17 protein-coding genes and 1 riboswitch are annotated in these 17,679 nt (G+C 68.5%); of the genes, 8 read left to right on the forward strand and 9 right to left on the reverse strand.

Annotation, left to right across the window (positions count from 1 at the left end):
* Window positions 1–232 precede the first annotated feature (232 nt).
* From ybeY to metK, 4 genes are all read left to right on the forward strand, one after another.
* Entirely contained in the window at window positions 233–730 is a 498-nt protein-coding gene (gene ybeY / locus QQK83_RS03780; RefSeq protein ID WP_284261844.1) for an rRNA maturation RNase YbeY, read from the forward strand.
* A 46-nt stretch (window positions 731–776) separates the two neighbouring features.
* Window positions 777–1,673 (forward strand): hemolysin family protein, encoded by an 897-nt coding sequence (locus tag QQK83_RS03785; protein WP_284261845.1) that lies wholly within the window; start codon window positions 777–779, stop codon window positions 1,671–1,673.
* Window positions 1,670–3,202 (forward strand): apolipoprotein N-acyltransferase, encoded by a 1,533-nt coding sequence (gene lnt / locus QQK83_RS03790; RefSeq protein WP_284261846.1) that lies wholly within the window; start codon window positions 1,670–1,672, stop codon window positions 3,200–3,202. Before QQK83_RS03785 ends, lnt begins: the two co-directional genes overlap by 4 nt.
* A gap of 15 nt (window positions 3,203–3,217) precedes the next feature.
* Window positions 3,218–3,269, forward strand: a riboswitch (SAM-SAH riboswitch).
* Between the two features lie 10 nt (window positions 3,270–3,279).
* A complete protein-coding gene (metK, locus tag QQK83_RS03795; protein ID WP_284261847.1) occupies window positions 3,280–4,461 on the forward strand; it encodes a methionine adenosyltransferase in 1,182 nt (393 codons plus the stop codon).
* A gap of 1 nt (window position 4,462) precedes the next feature.
* Here the strand turns inward: metK and QQK83_RS03800 are convergent, their stop codons facing one another.
* The 3 genes from QQK83_RS03800 to QQK83_RS03810 are packed head-to-tail and all read right to left on the reverse strand — an operon-like array spanning window position 4,463 to window position 7,741.
* Window positions 4,463–5,173, reverse strand: coding sequence for an endonuclease/exonuclease/phosphatase family protein (locus QQK83_RS03800; RefSeq protein WP_284261848.1), 711 nt, complete (start codon window positions 5,171–5,173; stop codon window positions 4,463–4,465).
* 8 nt (window positions 5,174–5,181) lie between these two features.
* Window positions 5,182–6,597 (reverse strand): cardiolipin synthase, encoded by a 1,416-nt coding sequence (gene cls / locus QQK83_RS03805; protein ID WP_284261849.1) that lies wholly within the window; start codon window positions 6,595–6,597, stop codon window positions 5,182–5,184.
* 4 nt (window positions 6,598–6,601) lie between these two features.
* Window positions 6,602–7,741 carry a site-2 protease family protein gene (locus QQK83_RS03810; RefSeq protein ID WP_284261850.1) on the reverse strand — a complete coding sequence of 380 codons (1,140 nt, stop codon included), beginning with the start codon at window positions 7,739–7,741 and terminating at the stop codon, window positions 6,602–6,604.
* A 108-nt stretch (window positions 7,742–7,849) separates the two neighbouring features.
* On the opposite strand from QQK83_RS03810, the gene trmB reads away from it, so the two are divergent.
* Window positions 7,850–8,578 (forward strand): tRNA (guanine(46)-N(7))-methyltransferase TrmB, encoded by a 729-nt coding sequence (trmB, locus tag QQK83_RS03815; protein WP_284261851.1) that lies wholly within the window; start codon window positions 7,850–7,852, stop codon window positions 8,576–8,578.
* A gap of 121 nt (window positions 8,579–8,699) precedes the next feature.
* Window positions 8,700–10,070, forward strand: coding sequence for an aspartate aminotransferase family protein (locus tag QQK83_RS03820; RefSeq protein WP_284261994.1), 1,371 nt, complete (start codon window positions 8,700–8,702; stop codon window positions 10,068–10,070).
* 54 nt (window positions 10,071–10,124) lie between these two features.
* Here QQK83_RS03820 and QQK83_RS03825 read toward each other — a convergent pair whose 3' ends face one another.
* The 4 genes from QQK83_RS03825 to QQK83_RS03840 all read right to left on the reverse strand — a co-directional run bounded on the left by QQK83_RS03825 (window position 10,125) and on the right by QQK83_RS03840 (window position 12,934).
* Window positions 10,125–10,757: a hypothetical protein gene (locus tag QQK83_RS03825; protein WP_284261852.1), complete on the reverse strand. Its 633-nt coding sequence runs from the start codon at window positions 10,755–10,757 to the stop codon at window positions 10,125–10,127.
* 42 nt (window positions 10,758–10,799) lie between these two features.
* A complete protein-coding gene (locus tag QQK83_RS03830; protein ID WP_284261853.1) occupies window positions 10,800–11,450 on the reverse strand; it encodes an alpha/beta hydrolase in 651 nt (216 codons plus the stop codon).
* Window positions 11,447–12,367, reverse strand: a complete 921-nt coding sequence (locus QQK83_RS03835; protein WP_284261854.1) for a ring-cleaving dioxygenase — start codon at window positions 12,365–12,367, stop codon at window positions 11,447–11,449. The genes QQK83_RS03830 and QQK83_RS03835 overlap by 4 nt, the downstream gene beginning before the upstream one ends.
* A gap of 126 nt (window positions 12,368–12,493) precedes the next feature.
* The gene (locus QQK83_RS03840; RefSeq protein WP_284261855.1) at window positions 12,494–12,934 is read right to left on the reverse strand and encodes a hypothetical protein; all 441 of its coding nucleotides are present in this window, start codon (window positions 12,932–12,934) and stop codon (window positions 12,494–12,496) included.
* A gap of 166 nt (window positions 12,935–13,100) precedes the next feature.
* Here QQK83_RS03840 and QQK83_RS03845 point away from each other — a divergent pair, with 166 nt between their 5' ends.
* Window positions 13,101–13,700 (forward strand): rhodanese-like domain-containing protein, encoded by a 600-nt coding sequence (locus QQK83_RS03845; RefSeq protein ID WP_284261856.1) that lies wholly within the window; start codon window positions 13,101–13,103, stop codon window positions 13,698–13,700.
* Window positions 13,701–14,020: 320 nt separating this feature from the next.
* On the opposite strand, the gene QQK83_RS03850 is transcribed toward QQK83_RS03845, so the two are convergent.
* Both QQK83_RS03850 and uvrB read right to left on the reverse strand, forming a co-directional pair.
* Window positions 14,021–14,638 carry a hypothetical protein gene (locus QQK83_RS03850; RefSeq protein ID WP_284261857.1) on the reverse strand — a complete coding sequence of 206 codons (618 nt, stop codon included), beginning with the start codon at window positions 14,636–14,638 and terminating at the stop codon, window positions 14,021–14,023.
* A 59-nt stretch (window positions 14,639–14,697) separates the two neighbouring features.
* Window positions 14,698–16,890 carry an excinuclease ABC subunit UvrB gene (uvrB, locus tag QQK83_RS03855; protein WP_284261858.1) on the reverse strand — a complete coding sequence of 731 codons (2,193 nt, stop codon included), beginning with the start codon at window positions 16,888–16,890 and terminating at the stop codon, window positions 14,698–14,700.
* A gap of 406 nt (window positions 16,891–17,296) precedes the next feature.
* Between uvrB and QQK83_RS03860 the strand changes: the two genes are divergently transcribed.
* Window positions 17,297–17,608 (forward strand): ETC complex I subunit, encoded by a 312-nt coding sequence (locus tag QQK83_RS03860; RefSeq protein ID WP_284261859.1) that lies wholly within the window; start codon window positions 17,297–17,299, stop codon window positions 17,606–17,608.
* The last annotated feature ends 71 nt before the right edge of the window (window positions 17,609–17,679 follow it).

Consider the following 17,679-nt stretch of genomic DNA (forward strand, 5'->3'; position numbering starts at 1 on the left):
CTGGGCGCGGGTGCGGCCCGGTGCCGACACGGCGCGCCGGGACTATGCCGCGGCGCTTGACGGGCGGCTGTTCTTCGCGGGCGAGGCCGCGCCGGGCCCCTATGGCACCACGCTCGGCGGGGCATGGAACGCCGGGCTCGCCGCGGCGGGCCAGATCTGGGACGCGACCTGAGACGCGCGGCGAAAACGGTGGCAGTTGACCGCCGCAGCGCGCCGGTGCATGGCGCGGGGCATGGATATCGACATTCTCATCGAGGACGACGGCTGGGACGAGCCCGCGCTCGAGGCGCTGGCCGCCCGCGCCTGCGAGACCACGCTGGACGAGCTGGGCCTTGAGCCGCAGCAGTATGCCGTCTCGATCCTTGCCTGTGACGACGACCGCATCGCCACCCTGAACGCCGAGTTCCGCGGCAAGCCCACGCCGACCAACGTTCTGTCATGGCCGTCGGAGGAGCGCGCTCCGGCCGCGCCGGGCGAGATGCCGCACCTGCCGCGCCCGAACCCCGCAGGCCCGCCCGAAGAGCTGGGCGATATCGCGCTGGCGCTGGGGGTCTTGACCCGCGAAGCGCAGGAGGGGGCCAAGCCTTTCGATCATCATCTTGCCCATCTTCTGGTCCATGGGCTGCTACACCTGTTGGGTTTCGATCACATAACCGACCCCGATGCCGCGCTAATGGAGGGTCTGGAGACCCGCATCCTTGCAAGACTGGGGGTGCCTGACCCATATTGAGGACGCGGGCCGAACTGGGCCCGAATAGTGATTTCGGAAAGGAGCCATGAGCTCGACCCCTGATCCCTCGTCTCCCGCGGCGCGTGGCGCGCAGGACGACGCGGAAGACCCGCAGCCGCAGAGGCCGGGTTTCTTTGCAAGGCTCTTCGGCGCGGATGACGCCGAGGCCGATCCTTCGAACGACGATCCGCAACCCGGTGCGGGCGGTGCCAATGGCGCGGCCCTGCCGCAATTCGGCATGTCCAACCTGCGCCGGATGCGCGTCGAGGACGTGATGATCCCGCGCGCCGAGATCGTTTCGGTCTCCTGTGACGAAGACCTCGACGCGCTGGTCGATGTCTTCCGCGACAGCGGTCTGACGCGCTTGCCGGTCTACGAGGGCACGCTCGACAGCCCCACGGGGCTTGTCCACCTCAAGGACGTGGCGCTGCGCTACGGGTTCAATGGCAAGGGCAACGGGTTTCACCTGCGCACCATGCTGCGCCCCTTGCTTTACGTGCCGCCCTCGATGCCCATCGGCGTGCTGCTGCAGAAGATGCAGACCGAGCGGACGCATATGGCGCTGGTGATCGACGAATATGGCGGGGTCGAGGGGCTGGTCACCATCGAGGACCTGATCGAGCAGGTCATCGGCGAGATCGAGGACGAACACGACATCGAAGAGGACCAGCCCTGGACCGCCGAGGGCGAGGGGCGCTGGCTGGCGCTGGCGCGCGCCCCGCTCGACGAGTTCGAGGCCGAGCTGGGCATGGCCCTGTCGGACGTGGACGACGAGGAAGAGGTGGACACGCTTGGCGGTCTCGTCTTCCTGCTGTCGGGCCGCGTGCCCGCGCGGGGCGAGGTCGTGCCGCATCCCTCGGGCGTCGAATTCGAGGTGATCGACGCCGATCCGCGCCGCATCAAGCGCCTGCGGGTGCGGATGCCCAAAGGGGCCGCCGGGTGAGCCACTCCGCCGCGTCGGCGCTGGCCGGTCTGCGCCCGTGGGCGCGGCTCGGGCTTGCGGGGCTGGCCGGGGCGGTGGGCGCGCTCGGGCTTGCGCCCTTCGACCTGTGGTTCGTCGGCTGGCTCGGCTTTGCCGCGCTTGTGGCGCTGAGCGTCACGGCACCCGCTCCGCGCGCTGCTGCCCTTGCGGCATGGGTCGGCGGTTCGGCGCATTTCGCGCTCGCGCTCAACTGGATCGTCGAGCCGTTCTTCGTCGATGCCGCGCGCCATGGCTGGATGGCGCCCTTCGCGCTGATCCTGATGGCGGGGGGGCTGGCGTTGTTCTGGGCCCTGCCCGGCTGGCTCGCGGCGCGGCTGCTGCCGCGGCACGCGGCGCGGGTGGTCGTGCTCGCCGGGCTTCTCGTGCTGGCCGAGGCCGCGCGCGGCGTGGTCTTCACCGGCTTTCCATGGGCGCAGCCGGGCCATGGGCTGATCGCCTCGCCGCTGCTGGGACTGGCGGCGCTGGCCGGTCCGCTGGGCCTGACCGCGCTGGTTCTTGGCGCGGCGGCGGTCCTGGCCGTGGTGGTGCTGCGCGGGCACGCGATGGGCGCGGGCCTGCTGGCGCTTGCGCCGCTGGCCCTGCTGGCGCTGCCGGTTCCCGCACCGCCGCCGCCCGATCCCGCGGCCCCCGTGGTCCGGCTGATCCAGCCCAACGCGCCGCAGCACCTGAAATGGCGTTCGGACATGGTCCCGGTCTTCTTCCGCCGGGCGCTCGACCTGACGGCCGGCCCGCCCGAGGGGCGCGCGCCCGCGCTGATCGTCTGGCCCGAGACATCGCTGCCCGTCCTGCTGGAGGAGTCGCAGCGCGTGCGCGCCGACATCGCCGCGGCCGCCGGTGCGGCCGAGGTGGTCGTGGGCGGGCAACGCTTCGAGGGGCTGCGCGCGCGCAACACGGCTGTTCTGCTCGATCCCGAGGGCGCGATCCGGCAGCTCTACGACAAGCACCACCTCGTGCCCTTCGGCGAATACATGCCCGGCGGTGCCGCCGCCCAGGCGCTGGGCCTGCGCGGCATCGCCGAGGTGCTGGCGGGCGGCTATTCGCCCGGTCCCGGCCCCGATCTTCTCGAGATCGGCGGCGCGCTTGGCCGCGCCTTTCCGATGATCTGCTACGAGGCGATCTTTCCCCGCTACATCCGCACGGTGCCGCGCCCCGACTGGATGCTCCACCTGACCAATGACGCGTGGTTCGGGCAGGTCTCGGGCCCCTACCAGCATCTCGCCCTCGCGCGGTTGCGCGCCGTCGAGCAGGGGCTGCCCGTTCTGCGCGCAGCCAACACCGGCGTGTCCGCGGTGATCGACGGGCGTGGGCGCGTGCTGGCCGCGCTGCCCCTGAACGCGGCGGGCGCGCTCGACGCGGCGCTGCCGCCCGCGCTGCCGCCGACACTCTATGCGCGGACCGGCGACTGGCCGATCCTGCTGCTTGTCCTTTTGGCAACAGCCGCGGCGCTTGCCGCCGGTCGCCGGTTCGCGCCATTGCACCGGTCAGGCTAAGGGCGTAAAGCGCCGTATGCCCCACAACGGCTTCCTGGCGTGGGGTCACCTGTATTCCAATGGAGCGCTTTCCCCCCATGGCACGCGACAGCTACATCTTCACCTCCGAGTCCGTCTCGGAGGGGCACCCTGACAAGGTCTGCGACCGCATCTCGGATGCCGTTCTCGATGCCCTCATCTCCGAGGAACCGGAGGCGCGCGTCGCCTGTGAAACCTTCGCCACGACCAACCGCGTGGTCATCGGCGGCGAGGTCGGCCTGTCGGACAAGGCGAAGCTGTCCGATTACATGGGCCGGATCGAAGCTATCGCGCGCGACTGCATCCGCGACATCGGCTACGAGCAGGACAAGTTCCACCACGCCACCGTCGAGGTGACGAACCTCTTGCACGAGCAATCCGCGCATATCGCGCAGGGCGTGGACGCCGCCGAAAACAAGGACGAGGGCGCGGGCGACCAGGGTATCATGTTCGGGTATGCCGTCGACGAGACGCCCGAGCTGATGCCGGCCCCGATCCTCTATTCCCACGCGATCCTGAAGCGTCTGGCCGAGGTGCGCAAATCCGGGCAGGAGCCGACGCTCGGCCCCGACGCGAAAAGCCAGCTGACCCTGCGTTACGAAGGCGGCAAGCCGGTAGAGGTGACCTCGATCGTGCTGTCCACGCAGCACCTCGACGAGGACATGACCTCGGACGACGTGCGCGCCGTGGTCGAACCCTATATCCGCGAGGTCCTGCCCTCGGGCTGGATCACCGAGGCGACGAACTGGTGGGTGAACCCCACCGGCAAATTCGTCATCGGCGGCCCTGACGGGGACGCGGGCCTGACGGGCCGCAAGATCATCGTCGACACCTACGGTGGCGCAGCGCCGCACGGCGGCGGTGCCTTCTCGGGCAAGGACCCGACCAAGGTGGACCGCTCGGCAGCCTATGCGGCGCGTTACCTTGCCAAGAACGTGGTCGCCGCGGGGCTGGCCAAACGCTGCACGCTGCAGCTGAGCTATGCCATCGGCGTGGCCGAACCGCTGTCGATCTATGCGGATACGCATGGCACGGGCGAGGTGGACGAGGCCCGGATCGAGGCCGCGATCCGGCAGGTCATGAACCTGACCCCGCGCGGCATCCGCACGCATCTGTCGCTGAACCGCCCGATCTACCAGCGCACCGCGGCCTATGGCCATTTCGGCCGCGCACCCGAGGCCGATGGCGGCTTCAGCTGGGAGCGCACCGACCTTGCCGAGGCGCTGAAGGCGGCGGTCTGATCTACCCTGCGCCGGTCCCTCGCGGGGCCGGCGCGAAATCCGCCCAGACGGGCAGGTGATCCGAGGCCTGTCGCGCGTGCCCGTCGCGGATCACGCCGCTGCCGGTGACAGCCAGCCCCGCGCCATGTGCAAAGCGATCCAAAGGTGCAACCGGGTAGGCCGCGTGAAAGCTGCGCCCCGGCGTGACCAGCGAAAAGGCACGGCCGAGCGGCTCGAACCCGCCCACGGGTGACCATTCGTTGAAATCCCCCGCGATGATCGTCCGCCCCCTCGCCTCGGGCGCGATCTGCTCGGACAGCGCATGCATCTGCCGTCGCCGCCAGCGGCGCAACAGGCCCAGGTGCGCGCCCACCAGCGTCACGCGGCCCAGCCCCGCGCGCTCGACCTCGACCATGACCGCGCCGCGCGGCTCCAGCCCCGGCAGCGGCAGGCGGCGCAGGCCGAGGACCCGGATACCCGGCTTCACCAGCACAGCGTTGCCGTGCCAGCCGAGGCTCACATCGGTGCCGCCCAGATCGACGAGGTCATAGTCGCTTTCCCTCTCGATCAGGCGCTTGGGAATGGCGGCCGGCCGCGCGCCAAGGCGCTTGTCGGCCTCCTGCAGGATCGCAACATCTGCCCCGCTGTCGGCGATCACCCCAAGTATCCGCTCGGGGTTGTAGCGCCGGTCGAGGCCCACGGCCTTGCGGATGTTGTAGCTCAGAACCCGCATCGCCCCCCCTACAGCACCGGCGCGAAGAGCCGTGCCAGCGGTGCGCCAAGGCGGATCGCCAGCGGTTGCTGCTCCAGCGTCTTGTCGAGGCAGGCGGCACGGGCGAAATCGGCGCGCAGCATCTCTTCGACCTCCGAGGCGACCCCGGTGTCGAGGAACAGTGCCATCGTCTCGAAATTCAGGCGGAAGGAGCGGTTGTCGAAATTCGTGCTGCCGATCCCCGACAGGCAATCGTCGATCAAGAGCGCCTTCTGGTGCAGGAACCCCGCGCTGTAGCGCCAGATCTCGACGCCCGCCTCGCGCAATTCGTCGAAATAGGCGAAGGCCGCGAGCCAGGGTAGGTAGTGGTCTATGGTGTCGGGCACGAGGATGCGCACCTCGCGCCCGCGGGTGGCTGCGTGTTTCAACGCGGCGATCAGCGCGAGGTCGGGCACGAAATAGGGCGTGCTGATCCAGATGCGCCGCTCGGCAGCGGCGATGGCGGCGAAGAACAGGGCGGCCGCCCCATCCTCGCCATCGGTCGGGCCGGTGGCGACGACCAGCGCCTCGGTCTCGCCCGTCGGCGCAGGGATGGACCACTGGAGGTCGCTGCGCAGCGCCTTGCCGGTCAGCCAGTGCCAATCCTCGGCGAAGACCAGTTGCAGCTGCGTCACGGCGGGGCCGGTCAGCCGCACGAAACTGTCGCGCCACGCGCCGAAGGCGGGGTTGCGGCCCATGTAGTCATCGCCCACGTTCAGCCCGCCCAGGTAGGCCTCGCGCCCATCCACGATCAGCGTCTTGCGGTGGTTGCGAAAGTTGATCTGCACGCGGCGCGCGATGGGGCGGTTGCGCGCTTGCGCGATGCCGTTGATGCCCGCGGCCTCCATCCGGCGCAGCGTGGCGCGGCGCAGCCCGTTCGAGCCGAGCGCATCGGTATGGAGCATCACCGCCACGCCCCGCTCGGCGGCGGCGATCAGCCGGTCGATCATCTCGGTGCCCAGCCCGTCGTCGCGCAGCGTGTAGAACTGCACGAGGAGATAGTGTTCGGCCCGGTCGATGGCGTCGAAGAGCGCGTCGAAAGTCGCCTGCCCGTCGATCAGCAACTCGGCCCGGTTGCCGGGCACGAAGGCCATGCCCGCGATGCGTTCGAAGGGGCGGCGGTCGATGCGGTCGCAGGACGGGCAGGACACGCGGAGGTCTTCGGGATCGGGGCGCTTGTCGTCGAAGAGAAGGCGGCTTCGCCGCCGTTCCTTCGTGCGGCGCTTGTAGCGGTGCGGGCCGAAAAGCCCGTAGAGCAGAACGGCGATGTAAGGTGTCGTCAGCAGGAACACGACCCAGCCCACCGCGCCCTGCGGGGTGCGCGCCGTCTGCGCCGCCCGCCAGCTGAGCCAGACGGCAAGCCCGACGAAGACCGCCGAGAGAAGCGCAAGAAGCGAGCCCTGCACGCGCCTACCCCGGCCGGTTCGGGGTGCCGCGCCCCAGCGCCTGCACCACGGCGATATGGCCCATCAGGTCGCGCAGGCTCAGGATGCCGCGCAGCCGCCGCCCCTCGGCGACGATCAGCTTGCGCTGCGGCCCATCGGACAGGCGCTGCAACGCCTCTTCCGCCGTCATGCGGGGCGCGATCAGGTCGGCGTCGGTCAGCGGCGCCATGGTTTCGGCCACGCGGGTCGTGGCCCAGTCCTCGCGCGCGACCTCGCGCATCCGCGCGGCGTCGATCTGGCCGATCACGTTGCCCGCATCGACCACCGGTGCAAAGCTGACGGCATGGGCCAGCATCACCCGGTCGGCCAGCTCTGCCAGGGTCATCTCGGGCGTCGCCGTCCAGGGGTCGGGCGTCATCAGCTCGGCCACCCGACGCCCGCGCAGGCCGTCCTGCATCAGGAGCCGCTGATAGGTGCCGCGGCTGGCGTTCAGCACGAAGAAGCCGATCAGCACCAGCCAGACGCCTCCGATCCCGCCGCCCGAGAGCGCCGAGAACAGGCCCAGCCCCATCAGCCCCAGCGCCAGCACCGTGCCCGCGCCGCTGGCCTTGCGCGTCGCCCCGAGCATGTCGCCCGAGCGGTGCCAGAGCCATGCGCGCAGCACCCGCCCCCCGTCGAGCGGGAAGGCCGGCAAGAGGTTGAAGACCGCGAGGACCAGGTTGATCGAGGCGAGATAGGCGAGGATCGTTCCGACGATTCCTTCCGCGCCCGTGGCCATCGCCGCGAGCCCGAAGAGCGCTGCCAGCACAAAGCTCATCACCGGCCCGGCGATGGCGATCCAGAATTCCGAACCCGCGCTTTTCGGCTCGTCCAACAGCTCGGCCACGCCCCCGAACAGGAACAGCGTGATCCCCCCGATCCCGAGCCCGTAGCGCCGCGCGACCAGCGAATGCGCCAGCTCGTGCAGGATCAGGCTGCCGAACAGCCCGAGCATCGCGGCGATGGCAAGGGCGAGATAGGCCCCCGGCCCAAGCCCCGGCAGCACCTGCGGCAGGTAGCCCGAGGCAAGGCTCCAGACGATCAGGGCGGCGATCAGGAGCCAGCTGGCATCCACCTTGATCTCGAAGCCGAAGAGATCGAAGAGCTTGACGGAATGTCCGAACATCGGGGGCCTCGCATCGCTTTGCTTGTCCGAGGTAAGCACAGGGCGGCGCGATTGAAAGGCAGGGCAGGGGATTGAGGCCGGTGGCCCGCGGCGTTACACCGCGCGCCGATGCACCCCGAAAGGCCCGTCATGTCGCAGCCGCCCGAGCGCCCGCACCGCAATTTCTACGGCCGCCGCCGCGGCAAGCACCTGCGCGACAGCCAGGAAGCCTATCTTCAGGAAGACCTCGACGCGCTGTCGCCCGGCCCGGTCGGGTGGGAGGCGAACCCCGAGCGGCACCCCCTCGATCTGCACGCGCTCTTCGGCGGACGCGAGGTCTGGCTCGAGGTGGGGTTCGGCGGCGGCGAGCACATGGTCCACCAGGCGGGGTTGAACCCGCAGGCGGGGATCATCGGCTGCGAGCCCTACATCAACGGCGTCGCCATGCTGCTGGGCAAGATCCGGCGGGCGGGGGTGGACAACCTGCGCGTCCATCCCGGCGATGCGCGCGACATGTTCGACGTGCTGCCCGAGGCCTCGATCTCGAAGGCGTTTCTCCTCTACCCCGACCCTTGGCCGAAAAAGCGCCACCACCGCCGCCGCTTCGTCACGCCCGAGCATCTGGAGCCGCTGGCCCGCGTGCTGAAACCCGGCGCCGAGTTCCGGGTGGCCACCGACATTCCCGATTACGTCCGCCAGACTTTGGAAGAGGTGCCGCGCGCGGGCTTCGACTGGCTGGCCGAGGGGCCGCGGGACTGGCGGGAGCCCTGGGGCGACTGGATCAGCACGCGCTATGAGCAAAAGGCGCTGCGCGAGGGGCGCGTGCCGCATTACCTGACCTTCCGCAGGCAAGGCTGACGCGGTCAGGGCTGATGCGCCCGGGCAGTTCGCCGGTCTCGGTTGGCGTTTCGCCAGCCCTGCCTTGCACTCTGTCTGCCGCGCCCGTTAGCTGTTGGCGACCCAGACACAGGAGACGGCCATGCTGACCAACGACCAGCTCGCGAAATGGGACCGGGATCATTTCCTGCACCCCTCGACCCATCTCGCCCAGCATGCCCGCGGCGAGGCACCGGGCCGCATCATCCAGACCGCCGAGGGCAGCCATATCGTGGACCGCGACGGCAACCGGTTCCTCGACGCCTTCGCGGGGCTTTACTGCGTGAACATCGGCTACGGGCGGCAGGAGGTGGCCGAGGCCATCGCCGACCAGGCGCGCGAGCTGGCCTATTACCACGCCTACATGGGCCACGGCACCGAGGTGTCGATCACGCTGGCGCAGATGGTGATGGAGCGTGCGCCCGATCACATGTCCAAGGTCTATTTCGGCCTTGGCGGCAGCGACGCGAACGAGACCAACGTCAAGCTGATCTGGTATTACAACAACATCCTCGGGCGGCCCGAGAAGAAGAAGATCATCTCGCGCTGGCGCGGCTATCACGGCTCGGGGCTGATGTCGGGATCGCTGACGGGGCTGCACCTGTTCCACCAGAAATTCGACCTTCCGCTCTCGACCGTGCGGCACACCACCGCGCCCTATTACTACCGCCGGGCGGATGTCGCGCAGTCCGAAGAGCAGTTCAGCGCGCAATGCGCCGCCGACCTCGAAGAGCTGATCGAGGCCGAGGGGGCCGACACCATCGCCGCCTTCATCGCCGAGCCGATGCTGGGCACGGGCGGCATCGTCCCCCCGCCCATGGGCTACTGGGAGGCGATCACGCCCATCCTCGAGAAGCACGACATCCTGCTGATCGCCGACGAGGTGGTCACCGGCTTCGGGCGGCTGGGCCACATGTTCGGCTCGCCCGCCTACGGGCTGAAGCCCGACGTGATGACCATCGCCAAGGGCGTGACCTCGGCCTATGCGCCGCTGTCGGGGTCCATCGTGTCGGACAAGGTCTGGCGCGTGCTGGAGCAGGGCACCGACCGGTTCGGGCCCTTCGGCCATGGCTGGACCTATTCCGCGCATCCCATCGGGGCCGCGGCTGGGGTGGCGAATCTGAAGCTGCTGGACAGCCTCGGGCTGGTGCGGAACGCGGGCGAGGTCGGCCCCTACCTGACCCGCACCATGGCCGAGGCCGTGGGGGAGCACGTCAACGTGGGCGAGGTCCGCGGCGAGGGGATGCTGACCGCGGTGGAACTGGTCGCCGACCGCGACACGCGGGCGGGTTTCGATCCCGCCGACAAGGTCGTGCCGCGCATCGTCGCCGCGATGGGCCGCCGCGGCGTGATCGCGCGGGCCATGCCGCAGGGCGATATCCTGGGCTACGCGCCGCCCCTCTGCCTGACGCGGGAAGAGGCCGACACCGTCGTCACCGCCACCGCCGAGAGCATCGCCGAGGTGCTGGGTTAAGCCGTGCTGCCTGCCGCGCCGTCCCGGCCTTCGGTGCCGGGCGGTGCAGCCATGTCATCCCGTCACATCCCGCTCCGGGGTCCAGGCGTCGCCGGTGACGCTCACCATGGTCGGCGCGGCGGCAAGTTGCCTGCGCTGCACGACGCCGCCAAGCGCGCCGTCCCCGGTGGCTTGCGCGCGCCGGGCCACCGCCGTCTTCAACGCGTGGTCGGTGAAATAGGGGCGCAGCGCCTCGAGATCGAGCCGGTCACGGTCGATGCCGACCACCCTCAGGCAGGTCTCCACCGTTGCGGGCGCGGGCGTGGGCGATGCGCCTGCCGGGCCGTCCGTCTCGATCAGCTCGTCGTGAAGCCCTTGCGCGACAAGCGGGGTCGAGGCCGCGGTCAGCGCCGCCTGCGCGGCCTTGATCCGGGCTTCGGCGGGCGCGAACCAGCCGCGCACCTCCTCCATCCGCCGCGTCAGCGGGCGGGTGAGGACCAGCCGCCGCCCGGCCAGATCACGCCCGAGGCGCGACAGGTGCGACAGGGCCTTGGCCGCGCCCTCCGCGCTCAGGGTGGGATCGCGGGCCAGGGCCTCGGCCCGGTCGCACCACGCTTCGGCCTTGCGCAGCAGGTGGCCGGCCTCACGCTGGCGGTCGGGCGGGGCAGGGACGGGCGGGGCCGGTGGATGGCTCAGGTCATTGGGCATGGTGGCAGCATGACCCGAGCAGGTTAACGCGGCCCTAACGCCCTATCCGTTCAGCGCATGGCGCATGGCGGCCACGCCTGCCTCTGTCACGCCATGGCCCGCGCCGGGGGCGACATGCAGCGCGACCTCGGCCCCCAGCGCGCGAAACGCTTCGGCGCTGTCGCGGGCGCGTTTCAGCGGGATATGCGGGTCTTGCTCATGCACCGTGATCGTGACCGGCAGGCCGGTCAGGTCGCTGTCGTAATTCAACCGCTTGGCGGTGAAGCCGTAAAGCGCCGGGTCCGGCCCGCCCATCGCGTCCGAGGTGCCGACCAGCCCCGCCGAGAGGCCGAAGACGGCTGCCAGCCCGCCGTGCCGCGCGGCGTATTCCAGTGCAAGGCAACCGCCCTGGCTGAACCCCGCCAGCGCGATCCGGTCGCGGGTCAGCCCCTCGGCCTCCAGTGCCGCGATGGCGCCCTCCACCGCGTCGATCCCCGCGGCGACATGCGGGGCCATGCCCCCCATCGGCGCAAGGAAGGACGTGGGCCACCAGCTGCGCCCCGGCGCTTCGGGCGCGATCATGGCGACGTCGGGCAACCCCAGCGCCGCCCCAAGGCCGAGGATGTCCTCGGCCCCGGCACCACGCCCATGGACAAGGACAAGGCCCATCCGGGCGGTGCCCCCCGATGCTCCTGCACGCACAAGCCGGGTCATGCCGGCACCTTGAGGGGCGGCAGCACCTGCTCGATCCGGGCGCGGTGCGGCTCGTACTGCGCGGGCAGTTTCAGCGCCTCGCCCAGATGCGCGGCGTCCTCGTCCACGGCGAAACCCGGCGGGTCGGTGGCGATCTCGAACAGCACCCCGCCCGGTTCGCGGAAGTAGATCGCGTTGAAATACTGCCGGTCGATCACGGGCGTCGTGGGATGGCCCGCCACGGCCAGCCGCTCCTGCCAGTCGCGCTGCACCTCGTCCGTCTCGGCGCGGAAGGCGACATGGTGGATCGTTCCAGCGCCCTGCCGCCCGATCGAGGGCGCGTCCGAGCGCATCAGGTCGATCACCGCACCGCGCGCCTCGCCGGGGGCTTGCAGCCGCAACCGTTCCACGCCGCCCGCGGTCTCGTGGCCGGTCTCGGAATAGCCGAAGACCTCGGTCAGAAGCCGCGCGGTCGGCGCGATGTCGCGCTCCCACAGCGTGACGGAATGGAAGCCGTCCAGCGCCTCGGCGCTGTCGCGGTCGGTCTCGATCAGCTCGACCGGCGCGCCGTCGGGGTCGCGCAGGGTGATGACGCGTTGGCCAAAGCGTTCCTCCGGGCCGTCGAAGTCGATGGCCTGTTCGGCCAGCCGCTCCATCCAGCCGTCGAAGCCGCCCTTCGGCACGGCATAGGCATAGGCCCGCGCCATGCCGGGCCCGGCCCGACCGGGGCCCGCGTCGGCGAAGGGAAAGAAGGTCAGGATCGTTCCGGGGCTTCCTGCCGCGTCGCCGTAATACAGGTGATAGGTGCCGGGATCGTCGAAGTTCACGGTCTTCTTCACCAGCCGCTGGCGCAGCGTGCCGGTGTAGAAATCGACATTCGCCTGCGGCGGCCCGGAAATCGCCGTGACATGGTGCAGGCCGGGAATGGGGCGGGTCATGATGCTGTGGTCCTTCTGGCTGGGGCCGGGCGCGCGCGCCTGACGTCACGGGGTCAGCTAGGGGGCGGGCACCCACCCGAAAACGCAGATGCGCACAGGGCGATTGTGCGCTCCTGCAAGGGTCGCTCAGACCGAGGGGGCAAGCTCGCAGGCGGCGAAGGCCGCCACCTCCGGCGCGGCCCCCTCGAGCGACACGGTCAGCGCGGCGGGGCCGGCGAAGATCGTGGCGGTCTCGTTCCGCGCGAGCCCGGCCAGCACGTTGCCGAAGCCGCGGTCGGTCACGGTCAGCGCGCGCCCCTCGTCGGACAGGATATGGCGGTCGGTGGTGATGGTCAGCTCGGCCCCGCCGCCGAAGGCGATGCCGAAGACCGGCGCCTCTGGCCAGGGCTCGGTCCGTGTGACGGTGATCGTGTAGAGCGGCCCGGCGGGGTCATGGGTCAGGCGGATCTCGCCGGCCTCCGGATCGCTGTGGGTCAGGGTGCAGATCGAGCCGGAGCGCCCGGCCTCCCACGCGGCGGCGGGAGCGGCGGAAAGAGCGAGACACAGGGGAACAAGAACACGTCGCATGCGCCGGAAATAGTGCGTGCCGGGCCGAGGGAAACCGCCTTGCAGCACTCCGCACCGGGCACAGCCCGCGGGCGCATCCATTCGCCTGCGACCAACCGGAGGTTGACGCGGTCACCTGTCGTGGGAGAGGCTTGGCACGGAAGACAACAGGGGAGGACACCCTATCATGCGGAACATGGCTTTGACGCTGGCGCTGATCGCGCTGCCGGGGTTGGCTTCGGCCGAGGGGGTCGGGCTGACGCCCGACATGATGTCGGCCACCGTGCCGACGCCTTCGGGCCCGGTCGAGATCATGCGCAACCAGGACACCGGGAACCGGTTGGAGGGCGACTGGACGCTGACCTCGCGGCCCTGCCCGAATTTCTGCATCCAGCCGATGATCCCCGCGCCGGGCGTGACGCCCGTGGGCGAGCTGGAGGTGATCGCGGCCCTGCAGGACCCGAATGCCGTGGTGATCGACGGCCGCATCCGGCCCGAGTTCGAGGCCGGCACGATCCCCGGCGCGGTTTCGGTGCCCTATAACGAAGCCGCCGACCGGCTGGGCGAGCTGGGCTGCGTCGTAGATTTCGACGGGTTCATCTGCGAAGGCGAGATCCCGCAGGTCGTCCTGTTCTGCAACGGCCCATGGTGCGGCCAGTCGCCGACGGCGGCGCGCAACATGATCGAGGCGGGCTTCCCGGCGGAGAATATCTCGTATTACCGGGGGGGCATGCAGAACTGGCAGATGCTGGGCCTGACCGTGGTGCCGGGGGGTGCTGGCGGGTGAGGCGCGCGGGCGTCCGTGGGGTGGGGCAAGGGCCTGCACTGGCGGGCAGGTGCCGGGCTGAAGCCCGGCCTACGGTGTTTGTCGGGGTGTCGGTTCTGTCGGTCTAGCGAAGCGCCCTGCGCGAATAGCAGTCGCAGGCTGCCGCGCTATCGCCGGGCCGCCCCCCGGCACGGCGATTTGGTGGGGCTGGGTGCGCCGTTCGGTCTGTGCGCGGATGTGGCTGGGATAAAGCGCTTCCGCTCGACGCTTGGATCGCCGCACCGCGGCCCTGGGGTGGTAATCTTCATAATTTCTCGAGACTGTCGGAGTTTACTTGGCCTTCAGTAATAGCTCTCGGGAAGCTCTGGATACTGATAGTCACGCTCAGACTCCACTTGGTCAGAAGTCAGATAAAACCCCTCATTTTCTGAGGTCCTAACAGTGGTAAGGACCGCACGAAGTGGCTTTCTGCAGTCTTGCTTTGTCAGATCTAACTGCCTGCTGACCCACTTTTCGACTTTGCTAAGTCGCTTCTCATGTTGTTTTATGTCATATTCATAAAGCCTGGTAAGTTCCAATCGGTCTTCTTCATTTTTTGCTTTGCTGATTTCATCCTGCGCGTGCTGTCTTTCATTAATTAGATCATACCGAAATTCATTAATGATCTCTTCCAGTTCCTGCGCGGTGCGCTCTAGAATGCCAAAAAACGCGTCAACTGCTGCCTGCTCTGCTTTCCGATCACCTCGGAAGTCACGATAATACTTTCGGATAATCAGTTCGCCGTCCGCCGGTGTGCACCAGACTCCCTCTATACTGGTTTCAGATGGGATATAGTCAGTTACCTTTGGAAAAACTCGCTTCCTGTTTTTTGGCGGTGTTGAAGCAAGTTTTAAAAGCTTTTTTAGTATGCTAGCCATCTCGGCTCCACTCAGTACTACCAGTTGGTTGAGCTTACCCACGGCGAGTAGGGTGGGCAATCCTGCCCACCATTCCGGCGCGGTTGGCAGGATTGCCCACCCTACCTCCCCCTTCGCTTCACGCCACCCCTTTGCCCCGGCCGCCCCGCCGTAGACCGGCCGGCGGCCTTGACCGCGCCGTCCACGGCCGCCTCGACCGCGGATTGCCGCGCCAGCGGGTCGTCGGCGACGGCAAGCTCCACCGCTTCCAGCCGCTTGACCTCGTCGCGCAACCGGGCGGCCTCTTCGAACTCCAGGTTCTCGGCCGCCTTGCGCATCTGCGCCCGCAACCCGTCGAGATGGGCGGCAAGGTTCGCCCCCACCAGCGGCTTCTCGACCTTGGCGGTCACGCGGTTCATGTCGACGTCGCCCTTGTAGAGGCCCGCCAGCACATCCTCGACGTTCTTGCGCACCGTCGCGGGCGTGATCCCGTGTTCCTCGTTGTAGGCGATCTGCTTGGCGCGCCGCCGATCGGTCTCGCGCATGGCGCGCTCCATCGAGCCGGTGATGCGGTCGGCATACATGATCACCCGACCGTCGGCGTTCCGCGCCGCGCGCCCGATGGTCTGGATCAGCGAGGTCTCGGAGCGCAGGAAGCCCTCCTTGTCGGCATCGAGGATTGCCACCAGCCCGCATTCGGGAATGTCCAGCCCCTCGCGCAGCAGGTTGATGCCGATCAGCACGTCGAAGGCCCCCAGCCGCAGGTCGCGCAGGATCTCGATCCGTTCGATCGTGTCGATGTCGGAATGCATGTAGCGCACGCGGATGCCCTGTTCGTGCATGTATTCCGTCAGGTCCTCGGCCATGCGCTTGGTCAGCGTGGTGCACAGCGTGCGGTAGCCCGCGGCGGCCACGCGGCGCACCTCGTCGAGCAGGTCGTCGACCTGCATCTCGACGGGCCGGATCTCGATCTGCGGGTCGAGCAGGCCGGTGGGACGGATCACCTGTTCGGTGAAGATGCCGCCCGCCTGTTCCAGCTCCCAGGCCGCGGGGGTGGCCGAGACGAAGACCGACTGCGGGCGCATGGCGTCCCATTCCTCGAACTTCAGCGGGCGGTTGTCCATGCACGACGGCAGGCGGAAGCCATGCTCGGCCAGCGTGAACTTGCGCCGGTAGTCGCCCCGGTACATGCCGCCGATCTGGGGCACGGTGACGTGGGATTCATCGGCGAAGACGATGGCGTTGTCGGGGATGTATTCGAACAGGGTGGGCGGCGGCTCGCCCGGCGCGCGGCCCGTGAGGTAGCGGGAATAATTCTCGATCCCGTTGCAGACGCCCGTCGCCTCGAGCATCTCGAGGTCGAAATTCGTCCGCTGCTCCAGCCGCTGCGCCTCGAGCAACTTGCCCTCGCCGACCAGCTGGTCGAGGCGCTGCCGAAGCTCTTCCTTGATGCCCTTCATCGCCTGCTGCATCGTCGGGCGCGGCGTGACGTAGTGCGAATTCGCGTAGACGCGGATCTTTTCGAAACTGCCGGTCTTGGCCCCGGTCAGCGGGTCGAATTCCGTGATGCTCTCCAGCTCTTCCCCGAAGAACGAGAGTTTCCACGCCCGGTCCTCGAGGTGGGCCGGCCAGATCTCCAGCGAATCGCCCCGCACCCGGAAACTGCCGCGTTGAAAACCGGCGTCGTTGCGGCGGTATTGCTGGGCCACCAGGTCGGCCATAACCCGGCGCTGGTCATACTCCTGTCCGGCGAACAGGTCCTGGGTCATCGCGCCGTAGGTCTCGACCGAGCCGATACCGTAGATGCAGGAGACGGAGGCCACGATGATCACGTCATCGCGTTCCAGAAGCGCCCGGGTGGCCGAGTGGCGCATCCGGTCGATCTGTTCGTTGATCTGGGATTCCTTCTCGATATAGGTGTCGGACCGCGGCACGTAGGCTTCGGGCTGGTAGTAGTCGTAGTAGCTGACGAAATACTCGACCGCGTTGTCGGGGAAGAACCCCTTGAACTCGCCGTACAGCTGGGCGGCCAGCGTCTTGTTCGGCGCAAGGATGATCGCGGGGCGCTGCGTTTCCTCGATGATCTTGGCCATGGTGAAGGTCTTGCCGGTCCCCGTGGCGCCCAGAAGCACCTGGTCCCGCTCGCCCGACATGACGCCCTGCGACAGCTCGGCGATGGCCGTGGGCTGGTCGCCTGCGGGCTTGAATTCCGACTGCATGACGAAACGCTTGCCGCCCTCCAGCTTGGGCCGCGCGCGGACCGCATCGACCGAAAGGCCGGTGTCGGGCATCTGTTCCGGGGAGTTGTTGTGCATGGTGGACCTCCGTCACCCCGTAATTGACCTTGTTTCACAGGGGTTCAACCCCTCGGCGCACTGGCTGTTGCCAGAGGGTGTCGGCAGACGGTCAATGGTTGACGAAACCTTTCCGAACCCGCGACAATTTTCACAACTTTAAGGAGAATATTCCGTTGCAACATCCGGCATGGTTGCCCTAAGCTGAGGGGGCAAGCAGCGGATGTGGTTGCCGGTCGGATCCGAACCACCCACCCACCCCTCGCTCCCTCGGGACCGACCGGCAACCCTCTCCTGCCTGCGCTTTCCCTGCCTGATTGCCCTGATGCCGCCTGTCCTTCTCCGGTGCAGGCGTGTGAAATTGGCGCATTGCGCAAAGCCGCCCATTTTCGGATATACGCGCCAAGACCAGACAAGGGGTTCCGCGATGCGTGCACGGATCTACAAGCCTGCGAAGACGGCGATGTCTTCGGGCACGGCCAAGACGAAGCAATGGGTGCTCGAGTTCGCCCCCCAAGCCGCGCGAGAGGTCGATCCGCTCATGGGCTGGACGTCGTCGTCGGACATGAACAGCCAGGTTCGGCTGCGCTTCGACAGCCTCGAAGCCGCGCAGGATTACGCCAAGGCCCATGGGATCGAAGCGGTGGTCCTGAAGCCGAAGGAGCGCAAGCCGAACATCCGCCCCCGCGGCTACGGCGAGAACTTCGCCACCGACCGCAAGGGCGCATGGACGCATTGAGCGTTTTGCAAATCCGGGCAAAGTTGTCTCGGAAACGGGTCAAGGATGTCTCGGAGCCTTGATCGAAGCAC

The sequence above is a fragment of the Roseicyclus amphidinii genome (assembly GCF_030163755.1).
In the GTDB taxonomy this organism is placed as follows: Bacteria; Pseudomonadota; Alphaproteobacteria; order Rhodobacterales; family Rhodobacteraceae; genus Roseicyclus; species Roseicyclus amphidinii.

Bases quoted from the DNA above. Each gene is read 5' to 3' on its own strand.
- QQK83_RS03785 (WP_284261845.1), top strand. From the start codon at position 777: ATGAGCTCGACCCCTGATCCCTCGTCTCCCGCGGCGCGTGGCGCGCAG.
- QQK83_RS03820 (WP_284261994.1), top strand. From the start codon at position 8,700: ATGCTGACCAACGACCAGCTCGCGAAATGGGACCGGGATCATTTCCTG.
- QQK83_RS03845 (WP_284261856.1), top strand. From the start codon at position 13,101: ATGCGGAACATGGCTTTGACGCTGGCGCTGATCGCGCTGCCGGGGTTG.
- metK (WP_284261847.1), top strand. From the start codon at position 3,280: ATGGCACGCGACAGCTACATCTTCACCTCCGAGTCCGTCTCGGAGGGG.
- QQK83_RS03830 (WP_284261853.1), bottom strand. From the start codon at position 11,450: ATGACCCGGCTTGTGCGTGCAGGAGCATCGGGGGGCACCGCCCGGATG.
- uvrB (WP_284261858.1), bottom strand. From the start codon at position 16,890: ATGCACAACAACTCCCCGGAACAGATGCCCGACACCGGCCTTTCGGTC.
- ybeY (WP_284261844.1), top strand. From the start codon at position 233: ATGGATATCGACATTCTCATCGAGGACGACGGCTGGGACGAGCCCGCG.
- QQK83_RS03860 (WP_284261859.1), top strand. From the start codon at position 17,297: ATGCGTGCACGGATCTACAAGCCTGCGAAGACGGCGATGTCTTCGGGC.
- QQK83_RS03825 (WP_284261852.1), bottom strand. From the start codon at position 10,757: ATGCCCAATGACCTGAGCCATCCACCGGCCCCGCCCGTCCCTGCCCCG.
- QQK83_RS03810 (WP_284261850.1), bottom strand. From the start codon at position 7,741: ATGTTCGGACATTCCGTCAAGCTCTTCGATCTCTTCGGCTTCGAGATC.
- QQK83_RS03840 (WP_284261855.1), bottom strand. From the start codon at position 12,934: ATGCGACGTGTTCTTGTTCCCCTGTGTCTCGCTCTTTCCGCCGCTCCC.
- QQK83_RS03800 (WP_284261848.1), bottom strand. From the start codon at position 5,173: ATGCGGGTTCTGAGCTACAACATCCGCAAGGCCGTGGGCCTCGACCGG.
- QQK83_RS03835 (WP_284261854.1), bottom strand. From the start codon at position 12,367: ATGACCCGCCCCATTCCCGGCCTGCACCATGTCACGGCGATTTCCGGG.
- trmB (WP_284261851.1), top strand. From the start codon at position 7,850: ATGCACCCCGAAAGGCCCGTCATGTCGCAGCCGCCCGAGCGCCCGCAC.